Raw genomic sequence first — 21,581 nt, 5'->3', positions numbered from 1 at the left:
GCGCCGCGGACATTTGGGTCTGTGAGCACCGGAAGCGCAGAAAACGCCGTTAGATGGCGGCCGGAGGAGAATTTCCACATGGTCTCTCAGAAGGTGATCTTGACGGACGAGGCACTGCGCTTTGCCGGGCCGTGATGAACCGCCTCGATGTTGTTGCCGTCCGGATCGAGCAGGAAGGCAGCGTAGTAGCCAGGATGATAGGGCCGCTCGCCCGGCGCGCCATTGTCCTTGCCGCCGGCTGTGAGCCCGGCCTTGTAGAACGCATCGACCATGGCGTGGTCCTTTGCCTGGAAGGCGAGATGATGACGGCCGGTGAGCTTTCCCTGCGCCGCCCGGCTGTCGGCGCTGGAAACGAACAGTTCGTCGGCCCAGAAATAGTCGTCGCCGACACCGCCCATCGGTACATCGAGTACCTGCAGGACCGCCTCGTAGAAACGCCGGCTGGCGGCGAGGTCCCTCACCACGAGCTGGATATGGTCGATGAGCCGGCCGCGATGCAGTTCCATGAAAATTCCTCCTTGTGAGCTTGCGAACTTAGGTCCGCACAGGGCGGCGTCAACACGGGTGATTGCTGACCGCCAGGTCCCACCACACGTCCGGCCATGGAGCCCTCGGTCGATCCTTCAAACGGAAAAGCCCGCCGGGAGGGGGATCCGACGGGCCTTTGGAAAGCCGGTACCGTGCTTTCAGATGTCTGACGGGGGGTCAGACACCGTGACAACTTTTGTGTGCCGCAGAGGTTCCACTCAAACAAAAAGATTGCCAACGGGTCGTCGAATTCACGCAAATTCAAGCGGTGGAGGCGATTTCTTTTCGCAAAACCCCTCTCCGCCGGAACTTTCCCCGCCAAGGCAAGTTTTGAGGCGCGGCTGGGAGGAATCAAATTGGACAGTTTTCAGAGGCTTGAGGCGCTGGTCGACAGCGCCGGTGTCGACGATGTCGAAGAAGCAAACGCTTTGCTGCATCGCTTCAAGGGCAGATCGCAGAAGATCGCGACGGCTATCGACGAATTCATGCTGGATTTCATGACACTGGTCTTCGTCGTCGAAACCGGCGAGGAAGAGTTCGAAAAGCCAATCCGCAAACTGGCTCGCAGCCGGCTTTCGAAGCTCAATCACATGGTGAACGTGGCGGCATAGGTGCGCCCGGCATGGGCTCACCCCTTCAGGATGGCCGCCAGCCGCGGTATGCCTTCGCTCACCGCGCGGCGGTCGGCGAGCGTGAAGGAGAGCCGCAGCGTGTTGCGCCCGGTTGCGTCGGCAAAGAACGCGCTGCCGGGCACGAAGGCGACGCGCGCCTCCTTCACCGCTCGCGCCAGAAGTGCCGTGGCGTCGGCGCCCTCTGGCAGCGTAGCCCAGACGAACATGCCGCCTTCTGGGCGGCTCCAGGTCACGCCTTCAGGCATGTTGGCTTCAAGTGCTGCGAGCAGGCCGTCGCGGCGCTCGCGGTAGGCACCGATGAGCTTTTCCACCTGGCCGTCGAACACGGCTTCGGCGACGCGGTGCATCACCACCTGGTTGATCGACGGGCTGTGCAGGTCGGAGGCCTGCTTCATCAGCACCAGCTTCTCGACGATATGGCGCGGCGCGCAGACCCAGCCAACGCGCATGCCCGGCGACAGTATCTTCGAGAACGAGCCGCAATAAAGCGTGCGTGCCTTGTCGATGGAGCCGGAGCGGGCGCAGTCGAGCGCCAGGATCGGCGGCACGCCCTCGCCGTCATAGCGCAGCGCGCGATAGGCGGCATCCTCGATGACGGCAATGTCGAGTTCGCCGGCAAGGTCGAGCACCGCCTCGCGCTGCTGGCGGTTCAAGGTTTGGCCGGTCGGGTTGGCGAAATCCGGCACCAGATAGGCGAACTTGGCCCGGCCGCCATTGGCGGTGGCGGCCGCGCGATAGGCCGCCGGCGTCATGTTGCCGCCTTCCACCGTCAGCCGCTCGTAGCGCGGCTCGTAGGCGTTGAACGCCTGCAGCGCGCCGAGATAGGTCGGCCATGTCACCAGCGCGGTATCGCCCGGCGACAGGAACAGTTTTCCGAGATAATCCAGCGCCTGCTGCGAGCCGGAGGTGATGAAGATGTTGGCCTCGTCGCAGGCGACGCCGAGTTTGCCCATCTGCCCAGCCAGCCAGCGCCGCAACGGCAGATAGCCTTCCGAAACCTGGTACTGCAGCGCCGCGCCCGCCTCGCCGCCGCCGAGCACCGAGGCATAGGCGTCGCGGATCGCCTCGGCCGGAAACAGCGCCGGATCGGGAATGCCGCCGGCAAACGAGATGATGTCGGGCTGGTCGAGCAGCTTCAGGAGTTCGCGGATTTCGGACGCCTTCATGCGCGACGAGCGCGAAGCCAGCAGATTCATCAAGGTCAAGGCGCGCCTCCCGCGACAATCATAATATAGGTCAACCTGACTGACCTATATCAGATCTCCCCGGCAATTTGAATAGAGCCTGACAGCCTTCCGCTATACGCCAGTTGGCGCCGGCCCGGAACCACGCCGAGCATCATAAGGTCTTCTTGTAGCCGAGATGGCTGCCGGTAAAGCCGAGATCCTCATAGAAGCGGTGCGCGTCCGCTCGCGACCTGTCGGTGGTGAGCTGGATCAGGCTGCAGCCGCGCGCCCGGCATTCTCCGATCGCCCATTCGATCATCTGCCTGCCGATGCCGCCCGAGCGCCGGTGGCTGGCGATGCGGACCGCCTCGATCTGCCCGCGCCAGGCGCCCTTGCGCGAGAGACCGGCAAGGAAGGTGATCTGCAAGGTGCCGATCACTTCGGCGCCGTCCACGGCCACCGCCAACAGCTGGTTGGGATCGGCGTCGATGGCATTGAAGGCATCGACATAACCGCGCGCCAGCGGCAGCGAGGCGTCCTCACGGCTGGCGCCCAGCGGATCGTGGGCCAGCATGGCGACGATATCAGGCAGGTCGAAGGCTTGCGCTCGGCGGAATTCGATCATGGTTGCAATACTTGCCGCAGGCGATTGCGCGCCTGCATCAGGGCGAACCCCAGCAGGTTCTCGCCGCGCCACAAAAGCGGATTGGCTGCTTTCTCGTCATCGGCGGCAAGCCCAATGCCCCACACCCGGTCCATGGGGCTCGCTTCAACCAGGATCTGCTCACCGGTCGACAGCAAATATTCGCGCAGGGCCGCATTCTGCCGGAATTTCTCAAAGCTCCCCTCGCCCACAATGCGCCGCTTCTCCGCGTCCCACCTGCCTTCGTCGAAGCGGCGCACCTGGCGGCCGAGCTGCTTCGCCTGCTTCGGGCTTCCCGCCTGCGCAATCTGCGCCGCCGTCTCGTCATCGCCGAACAGCCTCGCCTTCTCGGCCATCATCCAATGTTCAGCTGTCGGATAGCTGCGTCCAGCCACCGTGAACGAGGCATGCCACCACTGGCTGAAGCAGGACGCGCTGATGCGGCCGTCCCTGGACGGCTGATGCCCCCAGAAGAACAGGAATTTGAGCCGGGACTTGGAACGGAAGGCTTCCTCGAGCCGGGAGCGGTCGTAAATCATGGGCATGAAAGAACAGAGCCAGAGGCCGGCTTGTCAATACCGATAGCGTCGGCGTGTGTTGCACGTTGGGCAACGGCCAAGGCTGGCGCCGCCCCTCATCTGCCTGCCGGCATCTTCTCCCCCATAGTGACGGGAGAAGGACGCCGTCACCGATGGATTTCGCCAATCGCCAGCGTTGCAGAAAAAGCGCCGGCGTTGAAGCTGCCCCTTTCTCCTGTCACTATACGGGGAGAAATGTCCAGCAGGACAATGAGGGGCAGCGCCAGCGTTTGAGGTTCAGCGACCAGGCCCCACGAACCCGGCAGGCAAATCAATCCGCATCGCCAGCCTTAGCCTTGCCGCACTGCGCCAGCACCTTGCCGATGGCCGCGCTCGAACCCTTGAGCGGGAAATTGCTCTGGCCGAATTTTGCGGCGCTGACCAGCACATCGCCTTTCCCACGCAGCAGATCCAGCAGCGGATCGGCTTTGGCCAGGTTCACCACAAAGTAGTTGTACATGGCTTCGAGCTGCAGCGTCTTCGTCACCGTCTTGCCATCGGCCTTGAAGTCGAACGCGCCGCTGATGCCGGGCTCCAGTTGCTGGCCGGTGGCGCCGAGGTCGTAGCTCAGCACCGGCGTGTCGAAACAGGCCAGCATCAGATGCGCATCGCCTTTCGGCCCACCGCAGACCGAGGCGGTCAGCACACTGCCGCCCTCGTCCTCCTCCATCTCAGCGCTCCAGCCGCCGCAGGACGCGGCCAACGCCGGCTGTACGGCCTGCAACACCGCCACCGCACCCGCGACGATCAGATATCTCATGACTTCCCCCTCAGGCATTTGCGGCTGCACCCATCGGCATTCTATAGGAAAAGCGGTTCCGTGGCATCGCCCGTCGCGGCGTCCGGTCTTGATTGTGCGGAGAGCGGTGTTGAGAGCCTGTGTTCGTCTGTGTCTGCTGGCCGCCCTGGTTGCCTCGCCGCTCGCCGCCCATGCCGACTGGAAGCCAGTCGAGAAGGTCGAGACCTACGCCATATCAGGCCAGTCAGGGCCGGAGCTCTATCGCTCGATCGGCGACAACGGACCGAAGGTCGGCATTACCCGCGCCATCGCCCATACCAATTTCAAGCTGACCTGGACCAGGGACTATCAGGCGCGAGCCGGAGCCTGCGTGCTGGTCTCGGCACGGCCGAAGCTCATCATCACCTACACCTTGCCCAGCCCCTCCTCGCCGCTGCCACCAGCCATCCAGAAGAATTGGGAGGTTTTCATCGCCGGCGTCAGCGCCCATGAGAAGGTGCATGGCGCGACCATCGTCGACATGGTGCGCAAGATCGAGGCGGCGACCGTCGGCCTCAGCGCCGCCGATGATCCCAAATGCAGCAAGATCCGCACCGAGATGACGAAGCGCCTGTCCGAACTGTCTCAGGCACAGCGGCAGGCGAGCCGCGATTTCGACCGCATCGAACTCGGCCAGGGCGGCAATCTGCAAAAACTCATCCTTGCCCTGGTGAATGGCGGCTGACGCTGGCCTCGAGCCTTCGAAACCAGACCGTCGAGAAGCGCAACACCTTCCGGCCAGTCGCCCAGGCCACTCTGCACATTGATGTGGCCGAACGGGCCGATGACGGCCATGCCACTGCCCCACTGCTTCGCCTCGCCTCTGCATAGTCCGGCGCGCCATAGGGATCGTTGGTGCTGGTCACCACAAGCGAGGCAAAGCGCAGCCGGCCCTCGGGAATTTTGGCAAAGGCCATGCCGTAGGCCGGGAACACGGCCGCCGTCGGATCGGGAACACCGACCAGCAACGCCGCCTTGACCGGGCGCCGCGAGATCTTCTGCCAATGCGCGATCAGCAGGCAGGACAGGCTGTGTGCGACCAGTACCGGCGGCTCTGGTGCCTCGATCACGGCAGCCTCCAGCGCCGCCAGCCAGTCGGTGAAATCAGGCAGGTCCCAGCTCGACGGCTGGAACCGCCGCATCGCCGGATTGGCGTTTTCCCAGCGCGATTGCCAGTGGGCTGGGCCCGAGCCGCCGCTGCCGGGCAGGATGATGAAATGCGTCATGTCGCCTTGCTCCTATCTCTTGAAGGAGCATGGTGGCGTCTTGCCACGATCCCGGGAATGGGAAATCATCGGAAAAGCCGCGGCATTTCCGATGGATTCAAGGTGATAATGAAAAGCAACGAAGAGCGCGCGCCGCTCGACCCGACCGATATCGCTATTGTCGAAGCCATGCAAGAAAACGGCCGCATCGGCATGTCCGAGCTTGGCCGCCGGGTCGGCCTGTCGCAGCCGTCGACCTCCGAGCGGGTGAAACGGTTGGAGGAGCGCGGCGTCATCGCCGGCTACACCGCGGTGATCGATCCCGCCGCACTTGGCCTCGGCATGATGGCGATCATCCGGGTGCGCACCACGCATGAGCACATCCGGCCCTGCCTGAAGCAGTTCGCCGAGATGCCGCAGATCACCGAGGTGCACCGGCTGACCGGCGAAGACTGCTTCATCCTGAAAGTGGTCGTCCCCTCGCCGGCGCAGCTTGAAACCATCGTCGACGCGGTGGCCCGCCACGGCGCGGTCACCACGGCTCTGGTGCTGCGCAGCGAGGCGCCGAAGCCGATCGGCCGCGACCTGATCCGGAAATCAGGCGGCTAGGCCAAAGGCAGCTCGCCGCGCTGAGGTCCTGCCTGACCCTGACTCACCGGCTGAGATCGAGCGCCGCGCTCAGGTCGCCCATCGGTGGCTGGTCGTTGTTGCGCAGCGCCTTGTCGCGGGCGACGATGCCGGTCAGCACCGGCAAATCGTAACGTGCGGTGATGAAGCGCAGGATCGACGTCGTGTCGTATTGCGTGTGGTCGACAGTACCCATCTTCGCATAGGGCGAGATGATGAAGGCGGGGATGCGGTTGCCCGGCCCCCAACGGTCGGCCTTCGGCGGCGCGACATGGTCCCAGAAACCGCCATTCTCGTCATAGGTGACGACCACCAGCATGTGGCTCCATTGCGGGCTTTTCTCCAGATGCGAGACGACGTCGGCGAGATGCTGGTCGCCGCTCGCCACATCGGCGTAGCCGCCATGCTCGTTGAGGTTGCCTTGCGGCTTGTAGAAACTCACCGCCGGCAGCTTGCCGTCGTCGATCGCCTTGATGAATTCGGTCCCGTCGAGGCCGCCATCCCTAAGATGTTCGGCCCGCGCGGCCGTGCCAGGCGCGTATGCCGCGAAATAGTTGAATGGCTGGTGATGGAACTGGAAGTTCGGCACCGGCGTCGCGTTCTTGCCGTCGAGCGCTGCCTGCCAGGCGCCGGAATACCAGGCCCAGCTGACGCCCTTTAGAGACAACAGATCACCGATGGTGATGTCGTGCTGCGGCGGTAGCGTGGTCGGCTGCGCCGGATCGGCAAGTGCCTTGTCGCCGCCTTCGGCCGGTTTGTTGGCGCTCGGCTGATAGGGCGGCTGCATGGTATTGACGGCGTAAAAGTCTGGCGTGATGGCGCCGTCATTGACGAATTTCGGCGCGCCTCCGAGGGCCGAGGCCGGCGAATTGTCGGCGACCTTCAGCGTCGTGCCATCGGCCTCGACCACGGCGATCTGCCCCTTGACCGGGCTGGTGTCGGCGTTGGGATAGACCGGCACGCAGGCGCAGGCGAGCATGATATGGTTGAGGAAGGAGCCGCCGAAGGCGCCCTGGAAGAAATTGTCGGCCAAAACGTATTTCTTCGCCACCGCCCACATCGGCAGCACCGAGCCGTCATAGTGGCCCATCACCAGGCCGCCTGAATCGGCCCAGGCGACAAACTTGTCGTTCTTCCCGCCATCGATCTGCATCTGCTCCTGATAGAAGCGGTGCCAGAGGTCGCGGGTGATGACGGAGGTCTTCTCGTTGAAGCCGCTGGCGTCGTCGATGGCGAAGCTGGCATTGCTGAGATGCGCCGACTGCGCCTCGGTCACCGGCGGCGTCACCCCCTTGGCGGTCAGGCCACCCCAGGCCGGCGGCAGTTCGCTCAGCGGCTTGCCGTCGCGGTCGAGTTGGCGCACCTGGCCGGCCGAAAGGTTGGCCAGGCCGTTGGCGCCGGGGAAGCCGCCATAGAGATTATCGAAGCTGCGGTTTTCGGCATAGATGACGACAACGGTGTCGATCTTGCCGTAGCCGGGAGGGGCTGCATTGGCTGTAGCCGGAATCGAGGCCAGCGCCGTGCCGGCCAGGCAAAGCGAGGTGAAAAGCGTGAACCGCGTCATGGGAGGTCCTCATGGCTAGGGTGATGGCTAGAGGGCAGTGCATGGCTTGGGGGCGACGAGCCATGGCTTCGGACGCTAGGTCGATGCTTTGTCATCTTTGTGACATTTATCGCCCATCCGAACACGGTTGCGTGAGCGGGTGGACCGGTCATCAATCCGTTGCAGTGCGGACCTAATTCCGGAACAAATCGGACTGAACCTTATGACCGCAAGACGATGGAAAGGCTTGATGATCGTGACCGCCGCGGCATCGATGTTTGGCCTCGCCACGATCCTGTCCGGCAACGCCGTCAGCGCTGGTAGCGGCAGTGTCCATCCCGGACCGATGTCGCGCGCGGATGCCTTCGCGCGGGCGCAGGCGCTGACAGCGCTTGGCCGAAAGATGTTCTTCGACCCGTCGCTGTCGGCCTCAGGCAGACAATCCTGCTCGTCCTGCCATGATCCGCGCCATGCCTTCGGTCCGGCGTCGGCCGCACCGGTCGAGATGGGCGGTCCGAAGCTGGACCAGCCCGGACTGCGCGCCGTGCCGTCGCTGCGTTACCTCCAGGCGGCACCCGCCTTCACCGAGCATTTCTACGATTCCGAGGATGAAGGCGACGAAAGTGTCGACAACGGCCCGACCGGCGGCCTGACCTGGGACGGCCGCGCCGACGGCGGCCGCGACCAGGCCAAGATCCCGCTGCTGTCGCCATTCGAGATGGCCAACAAGGATGCCGGCGCCGTCACCGCCGGGTTGCGCAAAACCGCCTATGCCGATGAATTCAAGGCCGCCTTCGGCGACACCGTGTTCGACCACCCGGACGATGCCTTCGACGCCGCCGCCGAGGCGCTCGGCACTTTCGAGCAGAGCAGCACCGACTTCTACCCCTATTCCAGCCGCTACGACGCCTTTCTCGCCGGCAAGGCGACGCTGTCGGCGCAGGAATTGCGCGGGCGCGCGCTGTTCGAGGACGAAACCAAGGGCAATTGCGCCAGTTGCCACCTGAGCGAACCCGCCAATGACGGCGAGCCGCCGCAGTTCACCGATTTCGGCCTGATCGCCGTCGCCGTACCGCGCAATCCGGCCATCCCGGCCAATGCCGATCCCGCCTATTTCGATCTCGGCCTATGCGGGCCGCTGCGTACCGACTTCCATGGCCGGGCTGAGTATTGCGGCCTGTTTCGCACGCCGACGCTGCGCAATGTCGCGCTGCGCAAAAGCTTCTTCCACAACGGCTACTTCCACACGCTGCGCGACGCGGTCGCTTTCTATGCCAGCCGCGACAGCGATCCCGGCCACTGGTATCCCCAAAACACCGACGGAACGATCCGGAAAAACGACGATTTACCAAAGCCTTACTGGGCCAATCTCAACAAGGACCCGCCCTTCGGCAAGCAGCCCGGCGACAAGCCTGCGCTGACCGACCCCGAAATCGACGACATCGTCGCCTTCCTGCATACGCTGACTGATGCCGATCAGCAGGCCGGGGCGGTACCGGCGAACTGATTGCCTGGACCTTGCGCATGCCAATCCCGCTTTCTCGCACCCGCAAAACAGGTTTCCGGATCTTGTCGGATTTGGTGTGTGACGGCGCTGGGGCCGCAAGGAAGGGCATTGGTATTGGCGCTTCCTCATTAGCGCTTCCTAAACTGCTCTGAAGTATCCCTTACCAATTGATGGTGGGACGCCGATGAACGCATTCTGGCGAGCAGTCGGATTTGTTGTGATCCTTGTGACCGGCGCAGCGATGCTGGCGGCCTTGCATATCGACGCCCAGCGGAACTTCGCGCTTGCCAAGGAACGCTACATCGAGAACTCCCAGGCGGCCGCCAGGACAACCGCCAAGACGGTCGAAGACGCCTTGCGGGCCGTCTACGAGAATGTGCGGACGCTGAGCTACCTGCCAAGCGTCCGAAACCTCGACCGGCATGGCACGAACCTCGGCGACGAGGGCCGCGCGACAATCCAGCAGATCTACAACAATCTCGCCAACAACGTCTCCATTTCCGAGGTCTACTTCCTGCCGCTGGATTTCGACCCCGACCGCTTCGATGCCGTGACCGGAAAGCTCGAGGAGCCGATCCTCCAGTTCGACCAGCTGATCGTGAATGCCAGGGCGCGGTCCGATGCCGCCGCAGCCGCAAAGTCCGCAAAGCTTGACGAGAACGCGCTGACCCGGCCCGCCGAAGAGGTCGAGACCTATGAGTACCAGGAACTGGCCAAACAGCTCGCCTGGCTGAAGGCGAACTATCCGAATTCGAGCGCCATTGACGGGCTGAATGTGCCGATCATTGGCACCAAGGAGCTCATCACCTGCGACAACACAGATTTCATCCACACCGGCAATGACGCGGATCGCTCCGGTTTCATCCTTTCGGTCCCGGTCTTCGGCCAGGATGGCAGCCTGCGCGGCTCCGTCTCGGCAATCATGCTCACCTCGGCACTGAGAAAACTGTTGCCGAGCAGCGACTATGTCATCGTCAATTCAGGCTACGGATTTGAATCCGACCAGCACAAGATGTCGACGGCCCTGGCGGCGGATTCCCGTGCCTTCACGGCGGCCGACCCCAATCTGCTCTATTCCGAAGTCATCCCGCTCTCGCTCAACGATCCCAGAAGCGCCTGGCGTCTCTGGGCCGGTTTCCCCAACAGCAGATACGACAGCAACATGGACGCCCTGTCCGTGCGGCAATTCGAACTGGCCGGTTATGCGGCGGTCGCGGTGGTCACGCTGCTGGCGCTGGTCTGCTGGTATGCGATCGGGCGCACAATGATGATGCAGACCAATGCCGCCGAGACTTTGGAGCGGCGGGTCGAGGAACGCACCGCCGAGATCCAGCACCTTGCCACGCATGACATTCTCACCGGCCTGCCCAACCGAGGCCTCCTGGCCGACACGATGGACGAGGCACTGAGAAGCCTCAGGGACGGCGAGAAGCTGGCCGTCCATTGCGTCGATCTCGACCGTTTCAAACCGGTCAATGACACGCTCGGCCATCCAATCGGCGATGAGGTTCTCGGTGCGGTGGCGAGGCGCCTGAAGCAGCAGGCTGGTGAAACCGCCATGGTTGCGAGAACCGGGGGAGACGAGTTCGTCATCCTCCAGCTCCTGATCGATGGCGACGAAGAGGCGGGTGTGCTGGCAAGCCGGGTCATTCACGCCCTGGCCGTCGAATTTTTGATCCAGGGCCACAAGATCAACATCGGCAGCAGCATCGGCATCGCTGTCTTCCCGGACGACGGACAAAGATCGGAAATCCTCATCCGCAATGCCGACCTGGCCTTGTACAAAGCCAAGATGGAAGGCCGCGGCACCTGCAGGTCGTTCGAGCCGGGAATGGATGCAAGACTGCAGGAGCGGCGCCAACTCGAATCCGAACTGGCTCTCGGCGTCACAAACGAGCAGTTCGTCGTGTATTATCAACCGCTGCACGACGCCAAGACCTCGAAACTCACCGGCTTCGAAGCCCTGGTGCGATGGAACCATCCGCGGCTCGGCCTGCTGCCGCCGGCGGAATTCATCCCGATGGCCGAGGAGACGGGCGTCATCGACGCGCTTGGCGAGTGGATCATGCAGCGGGCTTGCGCCGACGCCGCCAAATGGCCCCTGCCCGTCAAGGTCGCGGTCAATCTCTCGCCCGCCCAGTTCAAACAGCAGGGGCTGCCGCTTCAGGTTGCCGCGGCGCTCGCGGCTTCGAACCTGCTGCCGTCACGGCTCGAGCTGGAGATCACCGAATCGGTGCTGCTGGCGCACAATGAAAACACGATAAAGACGCTGTATAGCCTGCGCGACCTCGGCATCAGCATCGCCATGGACGATTTCGGCACCGGCTATTCCTCGCTGAGTTATCTCAGGTCGTTCCCGTTCAACCGAATCAAGATCGATCGCAGCTTCGTCAGCCTGATGTGCGAGAGCGGGGAAAGCCGGGCAATCGTCAAGGCCGTCGCCGAACTCGGTGCCACGCTCGGCATGACCACGACCGCGGAAGGCGTCGAGACCGAGGACCAGTTCAGGCTGGTCAGGGAGAATGGCTGCACGGATGTCCAGGGCTGGTTCTTTGGCCGTCCAATGCCGGCTTCCGAGCTTCATACGCTTTTCGAACAGCCCGAACTGCAAGATGCCTTGACCGCATAAGCAGCACCAACGGGGCCGTGAAGCGCCAACCGGCTCTAGGGCGTGTCGGCATTCGCCTTCAACTCCGCCCGCTTCTCGTCCGACACCACGGCGAGATCCAGCACCTTTTGCAGGCCGGCGGCGTGGCGGAAGCTGGGTTCGCTCTGCACGCCGCTGGTGACGGCGTCGACGAAACGCTGGTAGTTGGTTGGCACCGAGCCGGCGTCGAGCTCTTCCCATTTGGCATTCTCGACATTCTCGCCGACGCAGGCCTTGAGCAGCGAGCGGTCGAGATTGTGCACCACCTCCATGCCGCCCTTGTCGCCATAGATGCGCAGGCGCAGTTCGTTGAGATGGCCGGTCGCCCAGCGGCTGGCATGCACCACACCGAAGGCGCCGTTGGAAAAATCCAGCGTCATGGCGAAGCTGTCATTGGCGTCGAGTTCGTAGTCGCCGATGCGGTTGCCGGGCGCCTTGTCGAAGGCGCGCAGCCGACAGAAGACATGGTCGATGTCGAGAGCGGCACCATAGCTGGCGAAATCGAGGATGTGGATGCCGACATCGCCGAGCACGCCATTCGAGCCGTGGCCGCGCGACAGGCGCCAGAGCCATTTCGGATCGGTGTGCCAGTCGCCCCAGAATTTCGACACCAACCAGCTTTGCAGATAGGACGCCTCGACATGCCTGACCGTGCCGATTTCGCCCGCCTGCACCATCTGGCGGGCCTTTTGCAGCGCCGCGACATTGCGATAGGTGAGGTTCACCATGTTGACGATGCCGGCAGCCTCGGCGGCATCAGCCATCTCGGTGGCCTTGCCGAAGTTCTCGGCCAGCGGCTTCTCGCACAGCACCGGCTTGCCGGCGGCGATCAGCGCCATGGTGGTCGGATGATGGATGCGGTCCGGCGTGACATTGGCCACCGCATCGAAGCCGCCCCATTTCAGCGCCTCCTCCAGCGAGGTGAAGCGTTTGGGGATGTTGAAGCCGTCGGCGAATTCGCCAACGCGCGCCGCATCGACATCGACGGCACCGACGATGTCGACGCCCTCGATGGCGCTGAAGCGGCGGGCATGTTCCTGCGCCATCCAGCCGGTGCCGAGTATCAAAAGCCGCATTTCTTGCTCCTTGGAATATTCAGAATCCGTCGTCTCAGAGGCGCTGCCAGATCGCCTTTAGTGGCGAGCCCATGGCTTGCTCGATCGTCCGCAACTGCTCGCTGGCCAAGGAGGTCACCCCCGGATTGACGACCGTCAACGCGCAGACACCGAACGCCGCGGGCCAGACGTAGCGCAGGTCGTTCAGCGACGTCAGCTTGTGGCAACACGGCGTGGTAACGGACAGGTCTTCGAAGCGCGATGCCGCAGCATCGTTCATAGCCTCGCCCCACCAATCCTCCAAGTCGCCGCCGCAGAACGCGCAATGGACGCTTTCCGTATTTGCTCCGGCGTCGAAGAACGTGACGCCTTCTTCGTATTCGATAGCGACATGCTCGGCCTGCGGGAACAGCTCAAGTGCAGCTTTCATGGCTGTACTCACGGCCGGATTGTCGGGGCGCCAATTGGGGTCAGATGGCACCAGACGCAGATAGGTGTCGGACATGGTGCTCCTCCCGGTCGCCGCGTCAGATAGCGCGGATGATGCCGCCGTCGACGCGGATGTTCTGGCCGGTAATGTAGCCGGCGCCGTCGGACGCCAGGAAGGCGATGGTCGCGGCGACCTCTTCCGAGGTACCGTAGCGCTGCATCGGCACGCTGTCGCGGCGCTCCTCGGTGGCCGGCAGGCTGTCGATCCAGCCGGGCAGCACGTTGTTCATGCGCACATTGTCTGGTGCATAGGTGTTGGCGAAGATCTTGGTGTAGGCGGCAAGCCCGGCGCGGAACACCGCCGAGGTCGGGAACATCGGGCTCGGCTCGACGACCCAGGCCGTCGAGATGTTGATGATGGCCCCGCCCTTCTGCTTGACCATCTGCGGTGCCACGATGCGCACCGGCCGGATGACGTTGAGCAAATAGACATCCATGCCGGTGTGCCACTGCTCGTCCGTGATCTCGAGGATCGGCGCGCGCGGCCCGTGGCCGCCGCTGTTGATTAGCACGTCGATGCGGCCATAGCGCTCCAGCGTCAGGTCGACGAGGCGTTGCAGATCGTCATTCGACTGGTTGGAGCCGGTGACGCCGAGCCCGCCAAGCTCCTTGGCCAGCGCTTCGCCCTTGCCGGACGAGGACAGGATGGCGACGTTGAAGCCATCCGCCGCCAGGCGCTTCGCCGCCGCCGCACCCATGCCGCTGCCGCCAGCCACGACGACAGCTGTTTTTTCTGAACTCATCTGATTTTCCTTCTTGGGTTGGCGCACGGGCCTTGGCAGTTGGCGGTGTATAGCCGGTTTCGTCAGCCAGTTCGAACCAGAAAGCCTGAACCAGCATGCAGAAAAACTCTCCCATGACGCTGCGAGTTCAGACAGGCAGCAGGGCGTCGGGCTTCACATTGGCGATCGAGGCATAAGTGTGCGTTTCCCGGACGCCGGGCAGCGGCAGGATGACCCGCTGCAGGAAATCCTGGAATACCGTCATGTCGGCGATGCGCGCCTTGACCAGATAGTCGAAACCGCCGACCACCATGTGGCATTCGATGATCTCGGGCGCCCGCAACACCGCCTCGGCGAAGCGGTCGAAGACTTGCGGCGCTGTGTGGTCGAGCCGCACCTCGATGAACACGAGCTGTGCCTGCCCGATCCTGGCGGGGTCGAGAATGGCACGCACCGCGCGGATGAACCCTTCGGCGAACAGCCGCTTGACGCGCTGCGCCGCCCCTGTCGGCGAAAGGCCGACCCGCCGCGCCAGATCGAGCGTCGTGCGGCGGCCGTCCTCCTGCAACAAGTGCAGCAGCGAGCGATCGATACGGTCGAGATCGTCCATTTCAGGATTCACACATTTGAGCCAGGGCTAGCGTGATAATCACGCCAAAATCGCAAAAACAGCATATTTCATCACGCCGCCAGGTCGCAATACCGTTGCCGTGCACTCCAGCCGACAACGAAAGCGGATTCCATGACAACAGCCCTATCGATCTCCCGCAGCGCCCAGGCCAAGGGCGATACACCAGTGCACTTCTTGAGCGAAGCCGAGGTGAAAACCTGCATCGACCTTCGCCAGCTTCTCGAGGCGCTGGCCGGCGGCTTCAAGGCCCTGTCCGGTGGCAAGGTCGTCAGTCCGGCGCGGCCGCAGCTCGACATCCCCGATGCAGGCTATTCGCTGGCGATGCCGGCCTGGATGGCGGGCATGCATCTGACGGTGAAGATCGTCAACGTCTTCGAAGGCAACATCGCCAAAGGCATCCCCAGCCACCTCGCCACCATCCATCTGTTCGACCCGCAGACCGGCATGCCGGTCTGCGTCATGGACGGCACCTACATCACCGCCGTGCGCACCTCCGGCTCAGCCGTGCTGTCGGTGCGCGAACTCGCCCGGCGCGACGCCAAGGTAGCGACGGTGGTGGGCGCCGGCGTGCAGGCCGGCCAGCACTTGCACCTTCTGCCGCTGGTGCGCGACTTCGCCGAGATCCGCGTCGTCTCGAAGGAATTCGCCGATGCGCAGGCGCTTGCCGCGCGGCATCCCGGCGTCGTCGCCGTCAGCGATCTCGAAGCCGCGGTGCGCTCGTCGGATGTCGTCTGCCTGGCGACGCATTCCTTCGCACCGGTGATCTCGACCGACTGGGTGCGGCCCGGCACCCATGTCTCGTCGGTGGGCGTCGCACCGCCAGGCGGTGAACTGCCGGTCGACCTCATCAAGCGGGCAAGCCTGTTCGTCGAGACCAGCGAAGCCTTCGCCCCGACCCCGGTCGGCTCGTGCGAACTCGCCGGTCTCGATCCGCAAACCGGAACCGAACTCGGCGAAATGCTGCTCGGTCTACGGCCGGGACGCGTCAGCGCCGAGCAGGTCACCGTCTACAAGGCCATGGGCGTTGCCATGGAAGACATGATGGCGGCCGACCTCGCCTATCGCGAAGCGGTTCGGCGGGGATTGGGGCGGGCTGTTGCGCTGTAGCGGGCTGCCCGGACGAAGGGCATTGGAAACGAAACGATAGTCTGCTCGAGAACCGGAGCGGACATTCGGGTCCGTGAGCAGCGCGGAAAGCCGTCATTTGCAGGCCGGTTGAATATCAACGCGCCTTGGGCAAGCCGGGCAGCATCTGGCTTAGCACGCGATCGCGAAGGAAGACGTGATGGAATATGGCCGCGGCGGCGTGCAGGCCGGCGAGCCATAGGATGATATCGCCAAGCGTGCCGTGGATGTCCGCCAGCGATGCGCCGGCGCCCCACGGGTCGAAAAACGGACCGATGGCGCCGAAGCGGTAGACCGTCACCGGGTGGCCGCCGAACCATGCGCCGAGCATGGCGGTCGCCGGAACCGCGAACAGAAGCGCATAGAGCGCCCAATGCGTCACCTTGGAGGCGACGGCCATCCATGCGGGCATCGGCGGTGCATCGGGAACGCAGTCGAACAGGCGCCAGATCAGACGAGCGACCAACAGCCAGAAGACGGTGAAACCGAGCGACTCGTGAAGCAACAGGGTCGAGGCACGGGCCTCGGAATAGACCCGCGCAGGCGGGCCACCTTCCGAGACCAGGAAGGCGATGAGCACAAGCAGTGCCGTCAGCCAGTGAAATGCCTGGGCGAGGCTTCCGTAGCGGGTTGTCGTACCGGACAGCGACATGCAAGAGCTCCGTTGGACACAATTGTCGTCAAGTGAACATCCGAGTTTGCCGTTCATGTGGCGGTGACCTCGCGACGGCAAAGATGCCGCGCCGGCGACGGCAAAGGGCCGCACGGGCGGCGGCCGCGCGGAGGTGGAACGCTCCGCCGGGATATGAGACGCTGACCGCCAGGCCTGGCCAGGAGATGCAACGATGAAACCCACACTGCCGCTGCTGTTGAGCCTCAATGGCGGCTATGTCGATACGGCCGGGTTCCTGGCGCTACAGGGCCTGTTCACTGCGCATGTGACGGGAAATTTCGTCACCCTGGGCGCCTCGCTGGTGCTTGGCATCTCGGGCGTGCTGGCAAAGCTTTTGGCGTTGCCGGTGTTCTGCATCGTCGTCATCCTGACCCGGCTGGCCGGCGAGCGCTTGCGCGGGCTGGGACTGCCGGCGCTCGGCCCGCTGCTGGCGGCGAAGCTGGTGCTGCTGATCGCTGGTGCCGCGCTGGCGATCCGCTTTGGCCCCTTCGCCACCGGTGACGGTGCGGCGGCAATCGTCACCGGCATGGTGCTGGTCGCCGCCATGGCGATCCAGAATGCGGTGCACCGCGTCCATCTCGCGGCCGCACCGCCATCGACGCTGATGACCGGCACCACCACCCAGATCATGATCGACCTCAGCGATCTTCTGGGCGGTGTGAAGCCAGAGGTCCGCCCTGCCCTCATTGCCCGCCTAAGGCGCATGTCGGTGGCGGTCGCCGTATTCGCGGCCGGCTGCGCCGCCGCCGCATTTGGCTTTGCCTTCGCCAATGTCTGGTGCTTCGTCGTGCCGCCGGTGATTGCGTTCTTCGCCCTGCTGCTGCGGCTTGCGGCGCGCGACGAGGAAACCAGCTAGAGCATGATCCCGATTCCATCGGGATGGAGCAGGCTCTAGCCCTCTTCATCCGTCCAGATCAGGCGCAGCAGGCGCAGCAGCGTTGCCCGCTCCTTTTTTGTCAGCCGCTGCAGGAACCGATCCTCGTGCCGGCGAACCTGTTGCCGCCATCCGGGCATGGCCTCGCTGGCGGCCGGCGTCAGGGTAAGCATCTGCACGCGCCGGTCGCCGGCATGGTCGTCGCGCTCGACCAGCCCGCGCTCTTCCAGTTCGGCAAGCAGCGGTGCCATGTTGGCGCTCTTCATGCCGAGCAGGCGGCAGAGCTCGGCGGCGCGGATGCCGGGCTTCTCGTCGATCAGCGCCAGCATGCCATAGGTGACCGGGCGCAGCGCCGCATCGGCCAGCTCGACCGCGAAATCGTTGAGCGCAACGGCCGAGGCGCGTTTGAGATTGTAACCGATCTGCGCGTCGAGCGCGTCTTCGGGTGTAGCGCCTGGCGCACTGCTACTGATGTGAGCCTCGTCCATGGTGCAACCGATCGCCGCGATCATGGCCCTTGTCAAGCGAAAAAGACTATGCGACATAGCAAATATGATAGCTATGCTACATAGCAATTTTCACCAATGCAGCAGCGAAACGGGAGGACCCGACCATGACCGAAGAGACCGTTGCCTTCGATGTCGAGAACGGCATCGCCTGGGTGCGCTTCAACCGTCCGGACAAACGCAATTGCATGAACCCGGCGCTTAACCGGCGAATGATGGAGGTTCTCGACGAGTTGGAATTCCGCGACGACGTCGGCGTGCTGGTGCTGTCCGGCGAAGGCAGCGCCTGGTCGGCGGGCATGGACCTCAAGGAGTATTTCCGCGAGACCGAAGCCAAGGGCCTTGGTGCCATCCGCAAGGCGCAGTCCGAAGCCTATGGCTGGTGGCGGCGGCTGCGCTGGTACGGCAAGCCGACCATCGCCATGGTCAATGGCTGGTGCTTCGGTGGCGGCTATGGCCCGCTCTTCGCTTGCGACCTCGCCTTCGCCGCCGACGAGGCGCAGTTCGCCCTGTCCGAGATCAACTGGGGCATCCTGCCTGGCGGCGGCGCCACCAAGGTGGTAATCGACCTCTTGTCGATGCGCGACGCCATGTACCACGCGCTGACCGGCGATCTCATCGACGGCAGGAAGGCCGCCGCCTGGAAGCTGGTCAATGAAAGCATGCCGCTGGCGGATCTGAAGGCGCATGTCACCGAGGTCGCCACCCTCTTGCTCAAGAAGAACCCGATTGCCCTGAAGGCGACCAAGGACGCCATCCGCCGCGTCGCCGAGATGACCTACGACAATGCCGAGGACTATCTCGTGCGGGCGCAAGAGGCGGCCAATTCTCATGACAATGAGGGCCGCAAGGAAGGCATCCGCCAGTTCATCGACGAAAAGAGCTACAAGCCGGGTCTCGGCGCCTACGACAAGGCAAGGTGACCCCGCAAAGCACAGGCAATCCTGGGGAGGAGATGCAGATGCCGGCCTGGACGACATCAGACCCCGTGGCCCTGCACGCCAGGGCGCAGCCGGATCGTGTCGCTTGTGTCGACCTAGCCACTGGCCGGCGCTGGACCTATTTCGCGCTGGACGAAGCCATCCAGCGCGCCGTCGGCCTGCTCGAAGCCGGCCATGGCATCGCGGCCGGGCAACGGATCGCGACGATAGCCCGCAACAGCGCCGACTTGCTTGTCCTGCAGCAGGCCGCGATGCGGCTTGGCGCCATCTTCGTGCCACTCAACTGGCGGCTCGCCGGTGCCGAGCAGAAGACGATCCTCGAAGATTGCGATCCGGTGCTGCTGCTGCACGACACCGTCCTTGAGATGGCACCGCCCAAAGGCTGCATGCCGGTCGAGGTCGCGGCCTTCGCTGCGGCGGTCGAGGCGCATGCGCCGGCACCGCGCCGCTCGTTGCCGGCGGACGATACGCCGTCGATCATCCTCTACACATCCGGCACGTCGGGCCGGCCGAAAGGGGTTATCGTCACCGAGCGCAACGCCTTGGCCACCGCGATCAATTTCGGCGTGCTGGGGCGTGTCGGTAATGCCAGCATCTTCCTCTGCGACGCGCCGATGTTCCATGTCATCGGCCTCCTCACCAGCCTGCGTCCACCGCTGCTTCAGGGCGGCACGGTGCTGATCTCGCCCGGCTTCGATGCCGTCCTCACCAACCGTCGCCTCGCCGATCCCGCGCTTGGCGTCAGCCACTATTTCTGCGTGCCGCAGATGGCCAGAATGTTGCGCGATCATCCGGGTTTTGCGCCCGTGAACTGGACTTCGCTCACCGCCATCTTCACCGGCGGCGCGTCCAACCCGGCTTCCGACATCCTCTGGTGGCTGGCACAAGGCGGCCGCATGGTCGACGGCTTCGGCATGACGGAAGCCGGCACCGTGCTCTGTATGCCGGTCGAGGTGGACCGGATCGCCCGCAAGGCGGGCTCGGCCGGTCTTGCAGCGCCGACGATCGGCCTGCGCATCGTCGGCGATGATGGCAGCGATGTCGCTGCCGGCGAACCGGGCGAGATATGGCTGTCCGGCCCCGGCATCACGCCGGGCTATTGGAACCGGCCGGAAGAGACGGCCCGCGCCTTCACCGCCGATGGCTGGTTCCGTACCGGCGACATCGCGCGGCAGGACGACGAAGGCTTCGTCACCCTCGTCGACCGCCACAAGGACATGTTCATATCCGGCGGCGAGAACGTCTATCCTGCCGAAGTCGAGATGGTACTACTCGACCATCCCGACATTGCCGAGGCAGCGGTGATCGGCGTCGCCGACGAACGCTGGGGCGAAGTCGGGCGCGCCTTTGTCGTGGTCAAACCCGGTTGCGTTGTCGACCCGGCGGCGCTGGCGAGCCACTGCGGTGCCCGCATCGCCCGCTACAAGGTGCCGAAGGCGTTTTTGCTCACTGAGGCGCTGCCGCGCACCGCATCCGGCAAGATCCAGAAACATATTCTGCGCACCTGGACAGAGCCAGTCGGCGGGCAGGTCTGAGGCAGACCCCCGTCAGCCTCCAGGCGCGCCGCGAAAAATCGCCACGGCCGCCGCAACGATTTCCGCATTGTCGCTCGCCGCCCTGCCGTCGGCGAGCGTCTTGCCGTCTTCCAGCCCGACCCGCGTCGACCAGCGCTTGCGATGCGCAAGCGCGACGAACGGCCATACCGTGGCGTCGACGCCGTGCAGCAGGATCGGCCGCCGCACCCCGGCGCGCTCGAGCACGGCGGCGATGCCATCCGCCTCGTCCAGCGCAGCCGGCAGGTCCTGGATGTCGATCTCGATCAGGATGCGCAGCACGCGGCTGTGGTCGGCAAGACCGACGAAGCGCTCGGCGTCGGCTGTTGTAGCAAGCCCCGCTTCGACGCCGACGCCACGATTGCGCAGCAGCTCCATTACGACGGGCGCATCGACCTCCGACAAATTGACCGAGGCATAGTCGGGCAGTTCCTGCCACGCGCCGATCGCGGCGCGGGTCCGCGCGACATCATTCTCGATCCAGGCGCCGGTCGACACGCCAATCAGCGTGCCCGGGCAGGCCCGGCGCACCGCCAGCACAGTGGCATTGACCGCCGCCAGGCTTTCGCGTTCGTCGATGCGCGGATGGATGTGCAACTCGGCCGCACCGGCGGCGACACAGGCCGCGGCGTCGCTGGTCATCGCCTGTGCATCGAGCGGCAGCCTGGGGTGGAAATCACGTGGACGCGCGCCGTTGATGCAGGCCTGGACGATCATCGATCCCACCTCGGACAAGGAGGTCGCAGTCTAACCGCGCAGCAGGACAAGGCAAAGAGTTGGAGACGTCGCTCCTGACAGGGCGCGCAATATTCGACGGCATTTGAATAAAAGCCGCCTGTGGATATTTACCCCGAATTCCGCCAGGCCCGGCAAAATACATTAGGGCGGGATCATGGAGAGACCATTGACCAGTGATTTTTCAGCGGCCCGCATCCACCTCGAACGCGCCTATCACTATCTGCAAGGCAGTGACGAGACGAGCCGCATGGCATGTGACGCCCTCGATCTGTTGATCGAAACGGTGGCAGAGGCACAGCACAGGCCACCCGAGGCTGGAGTGCTGGAATTTCGGCAATCGACGGCGCGGCGAACCGCCTAAGATGTTTTGAGACTCAGGCCGGCTGGCCCGGCCTGAATCTCAACACACCTGAATCTCAA

Annotated in this window: 23 protein-coding genes and 1 pseudogene; 10 read left to right on the top strand and 14 right to left on the bottom strand. The window is 64.1% G+C overall.

Going from position 1 to position 21,581, the window contains the following annotated elements; genetic code table 11:
• Positions 1–86: 86 nt before the first annotated feature.
• Positions 87–506, bottom strand: a complete 420-nt coding sequence (locus AC07FD_RS36925; protein WP_478353840.1) for a VOC family protein — start codon at positions 504–506, stop codon at positions 87–89.
• 378 nt (positions 507–884) lie between these two features.
• Between AC07FD_RS36925 and AC07FD_RS36920 the strand changes: the two genes are divergently transcribed.
• A complete protein-coding gene (locus tag AC07FD_RS36920; RefSeq protein ID WP_245331368.1) occupies positions 885–1,139 on the top strand; it encodes a hypothetical protein in 255 nt (84 codons plus the stop codon).
• A 17-nt stretch (positions 1,140–1,156) separates the two neighbouring features.
• Here the strand turns inward: AC07FD_RS36920 and AC07FD_RS36915 are convergent, their stop codons facing one another.
• The 4 genes from AC07FD_RS36915 to AC07FD_RS36900 all read right to left on the bottom strand — a co-directional run bounded on the left by AC07FD_RS36915 (position 1,157) and on the right by AC07FD_RS36900 (position 4,307).
• Positions 1,157–2,356 carry an aminotransferase-like domain-containing protein gene (locus tag AC07FD_RS36915; RefSeq protein WP_478353864.1) on the bottom strand — a complete coding sequence of 400 codons (1,200 nt, stop codon included), beginning with the start codon at positions 2,354–2,356 and terminating at the stop codon, positions 1,157–1,159.
• Positions 2,357–2,498: 142 nt separating this feature from the next.
• Positions 2,499–2,951 carry an N-acetyltransferase family protein gene (locus AC07FD_RS36910; protein ID WP_478353839.1) on the bottom strand — a complete coding sequence of 151 codons (453 nt, stop codon included), beginning with the start codon at positions 2,949–2,951 and terminating at the stop codon, positions 2,499–2,501.
• A complete protein-coding gene (locus AC07FD_RS36905) occupies positions 2,948–3,508 on the bottom strand; it encodes an NADAR family protein (RefSeq protein WP_478353838.1) in 561 nt (186 codons plus the stop codon). Before AC07FD_RS36905 ends, AC07FD_RS36910 begins: the two co-directional genes overlap by 4 nt.
• 310 nt (positions 3,509–3,818) lie before the next feature.
• Positions 3,819–4,307: a hypothetical protein gene (locus AC07FD_RS36900; protein ID WP_478353837.1), complete on the bottom strand. Its 489-nt coding sequence runs from the start codon at positions 4,305–4,307 to the stop codon at positions 3,819–3,821.
• 109 nt (positions 4,308–4,416) lie between these two features.
• On the opposite strand from AC07FD_RS36900, the gene AC07FD_RS36895 reads away from it, so the two are divergent.
• On the top strand, positions 4,417–5,010 hold the full coding sequence (locus AC07FD_RS36895) for a DUF922 domain-containing Zn-dependent protease (protein WP_478353836.1): 594 nt from the start codon (positions 4,417–4,419) through the stop codon (positions 5,008–5,010).
• 11 nt (positions 5,011–5,021) lie between these two features.
• Here the strand turns inward: AC07FD_RS36895 and AC07FD_RS36890 are convergent.
• Positions 5,022–5,551 (bottom strand): annotated as a pseudogene (locus AC07FD_RS36890) (RBBP9/YdeN family alpha/beta hydrolase); the annotation flags it as partial.
• A 108-nt stretch (positions 5,552–5,659) separates the two neighbouring features.
• Between AC07FD_RS36890 and AC07FD_RS36885 the strand changes: the two are divergent.
• On the top strand, positions 5,660–6,139 hold the full coding sequence (locus AC07FD_RS36885; RefSeq protein ID WP_478353835.1) for an Lrp/AsnC family transcriptional regulator: 480 nt from the start codon (positions 5,660–5,662) through the stop codon (positions 6,137–6,139).
• A gap of 43 nt (positions 6,140–6,182) precedes the next feature.
• On the opposite strand, the gene AC07FD_RS36880 is transcribed toward AC07FD_RS36885, so the two are convergent.
• Entirely contained in the window at positions 6,183–7,721 is a 1,539-nt protein-coding gene (locus AC07FD_RS36880) for an acid phosphatase (RefSeq protein ID WP_478353834.1), read from the bottom strand.
• A gap of 253 nt (positions 7,722–7,974) precedes the next feature.
• On the opposite strand from AC07FD_RS36880, the gene AC07FD_RS36875 reads away from it, so the two are divergent.
• Both AC07FD_RS36875 and AC07FD_RS36870 read left to right on the top strand, forming a co-directional pair.
• Entirely contained in the window at positions 7,975–9,207 is a 1,233-nt protein-coding gene (locus AC07FD_RS36875) for a cytochrome-c peroxidase (protein ID WP_478353863.1), read from the top strand.
• 184 nt (positions 9,208–9,391) lie between these two features.
• Positions 9,392–11,836 carry a putative bifunctional diguanylate cyclase/phosphodiesterase gene (locus tag AC07FD_RS36870; RefSeq protein WP_478353833.1) on the top strand — a complete coding sequence of 815 codons (2,445 nt, stop codon included), beginning with the start codon at positions 9,392–9,394 and terminating at the stop codon, positions 11,834–11,836.
• Positions 11,837–11,871: 35 nt separating this feature from the next.
• Here the strand turns inward: AC07FD_RS36870 and AC07FD_RS36865 are convergent, their stop codons facing one another.
• The 4 genes from AC07FD_RS36865 to AC07FD_RS36850 form a co-directional block, all read right to left on the bottom strand.
• Complete coding sequence (locus tag AC07FD_RS36865) at positions 11,872–12,930, bottom strand: Gfo/Idh/MocA family protein (RefSeq protein WP_478353832.1); 1,059 nt, start codon at positions 12,928–12,930, stop codon at positions 11,872–11,874.
• Between the two features lie 34 nt (positions 12,931–12,964).
• A complete protein-coding gene (locus AC07FD_RS36860; protein ID WP_478353831.1) occupies positions 12,965–13,414 on the bottom strand; it encodes a hypothetical protein in 450 nt (149 codons plus the stop codon).
• A gap of 22 nt (positions 13,415–13,436) precedes the next feature.
• A complete protein-coding gene (locus tag AC07FD_RS36855) occupies positions 13,437–14,141 on the bottom strand; it encodes an SDR family oxidoreductase (RefSeq protein WP_478353830.1) in 705 nt (234 codons plus the stop codon).
• Between the two features lie 127 nt (positions 14,142–14,268).
• A complete protein-coding gene (locus AC07FD_RS36850) occupies positions 14,269–14,730 on the bottom strand; it encodes an Lrp/AsnC ligand binding domain-containing protein (protein WP_478353829.1) in 462 nt (153 codons plus the stop codon).
• A gap of 132 nt (positions 14,731–14,862) precedes the next feature.
• On the opposite strand from AC07FD_RS36850, the gene AC07FD_RS36845 reads away from it, so the two are divergent.
• Positions 14,863–15,858 carry an ornithine cyclodeaminase family protein gene (locus AC07FD_RS36845; RefSeq protein WP_478353828.1) on the top strand — a complete coding sequence of 332 codons (996 nt, stop codon included), beginning with the start codon at positions 14,863–14,865 and terminating at the stop codon, positions 15,856–15,858.
• A 115-nt stretch (positions 15,859–15,973) separates the two neighbouring features.
• On the opposite strand, the gene AC07FD_RS36840 is transcribed toward AC07FD_RS36845, so the two are convergent.
• A complete protein-coding gene (locus tag AC07FD_RS36840) occupies positions 15,974–16,528 on the bottom strand; it encodes a cytochrome b (RefSeq protein ID WP_478353827.1) in 555 nt (184 codons plus the stop codon).
• Between the two features lie 193 nt (positions 16,529–16,721).
• On the opposite strand from AC07FD_RS36840, the gene AC07FD_RS36835 reads away from it, so the two are divergent.
• Entirely contained in the window at positions 16,722–17,405 is a 684-nt protein-coding gene (locus AC07FD_RS36835; protein WP_478353826.1) for a YoaK family protein, read from the top strand.
• 35 nt (positions 17,406–17,440) lie between these two features.
• Here AC07FD_RS36835 and AC07FD_RS36830 read toward each other — a convergent pair whose 3' ends face one another.
• Positions 17,441–17,935, bottom strand: coding sequence for a MarR family winged helix-turn-helix transcriptional regulator (locus AC07FD_RS36830; protein WP_478353825.1), 495 nt, complete (start codon positions 17,933–17,935; stop codon positions 17,441–17,443).
• Positions 17,936–18,036: 101 nt separating this feature from the next.
• On the opposite strand from AC07FD_RS36830, the gene AC07FD_RS36825 reads away from it, so the two are divergent.
• Together AC07FD_RS36825 and AC07FD_RS36820 are read left to right on the top strand one after the other, a co-directional pair.
• Entirely contained in the window at positions 18,037–18,852 is an 816-nt protein-coding gene (locus AC07FD_RS36825) for a p-hydroxycinnamoyl CoA hydratase/lyase (RefSeq protein WP_478353824.1), read from the top strand.
• A gap of 32 nt (positions 18,853–18,884) precedes the next feature.
• Positions 18,885–20,405, top strand: a complete 1,521-nt coding sequence (locus AC07FD_RS36820; RefSeq protein ID WP_478353823.1) for an AMP-binding protein — start codon at positions 18,885–18,887, stop codon at positions 20,403–20,405.
• Between the two features lie 12 nt (positions 20,406–20,417).
• Here AC07FD_RS36820 and AC07FD_RS36815 read toward each other — a convergent pair whose 3' ends face one another.
• The gene (locus tag AC07FD_RS36815; protein ID WP_478353822.1) at positions 20,418–21,140 is read right to left on the bottom strand and encodes a 3-keto-5-aminohexanoate cleavage protein; all 723 of its coding nucleotides are present in this window, start codon (positions 21,138–21,140) and stop codon (positions 20,418–20,420) included.
• 187 nt (positions 21,141–21,327) lie between these two features.
• Here AC07FD_RS36815 and AC07FD_RS36810 point away from each other — a divergent pair, with 187 nt between their 5' ends.
• Entirely contained in the window at positions 21,328–21,522 is a 195-nt protein-coding gene (locus AC07FD_RS36810; RefSeq protein WP_478353821.1) for a hypothetical protein, read from the top strand.
• Positions 21,523–21,581: the final 59 nt, after the last annotated feature.

It is taken from the genome of Mesorhizobium waitakense, assembly GCF_056431085.1.
Note: the sequence above shows the minus strand (reverse complement) of the source record. Positions and strands in the feature narration are given on the sequence as shown.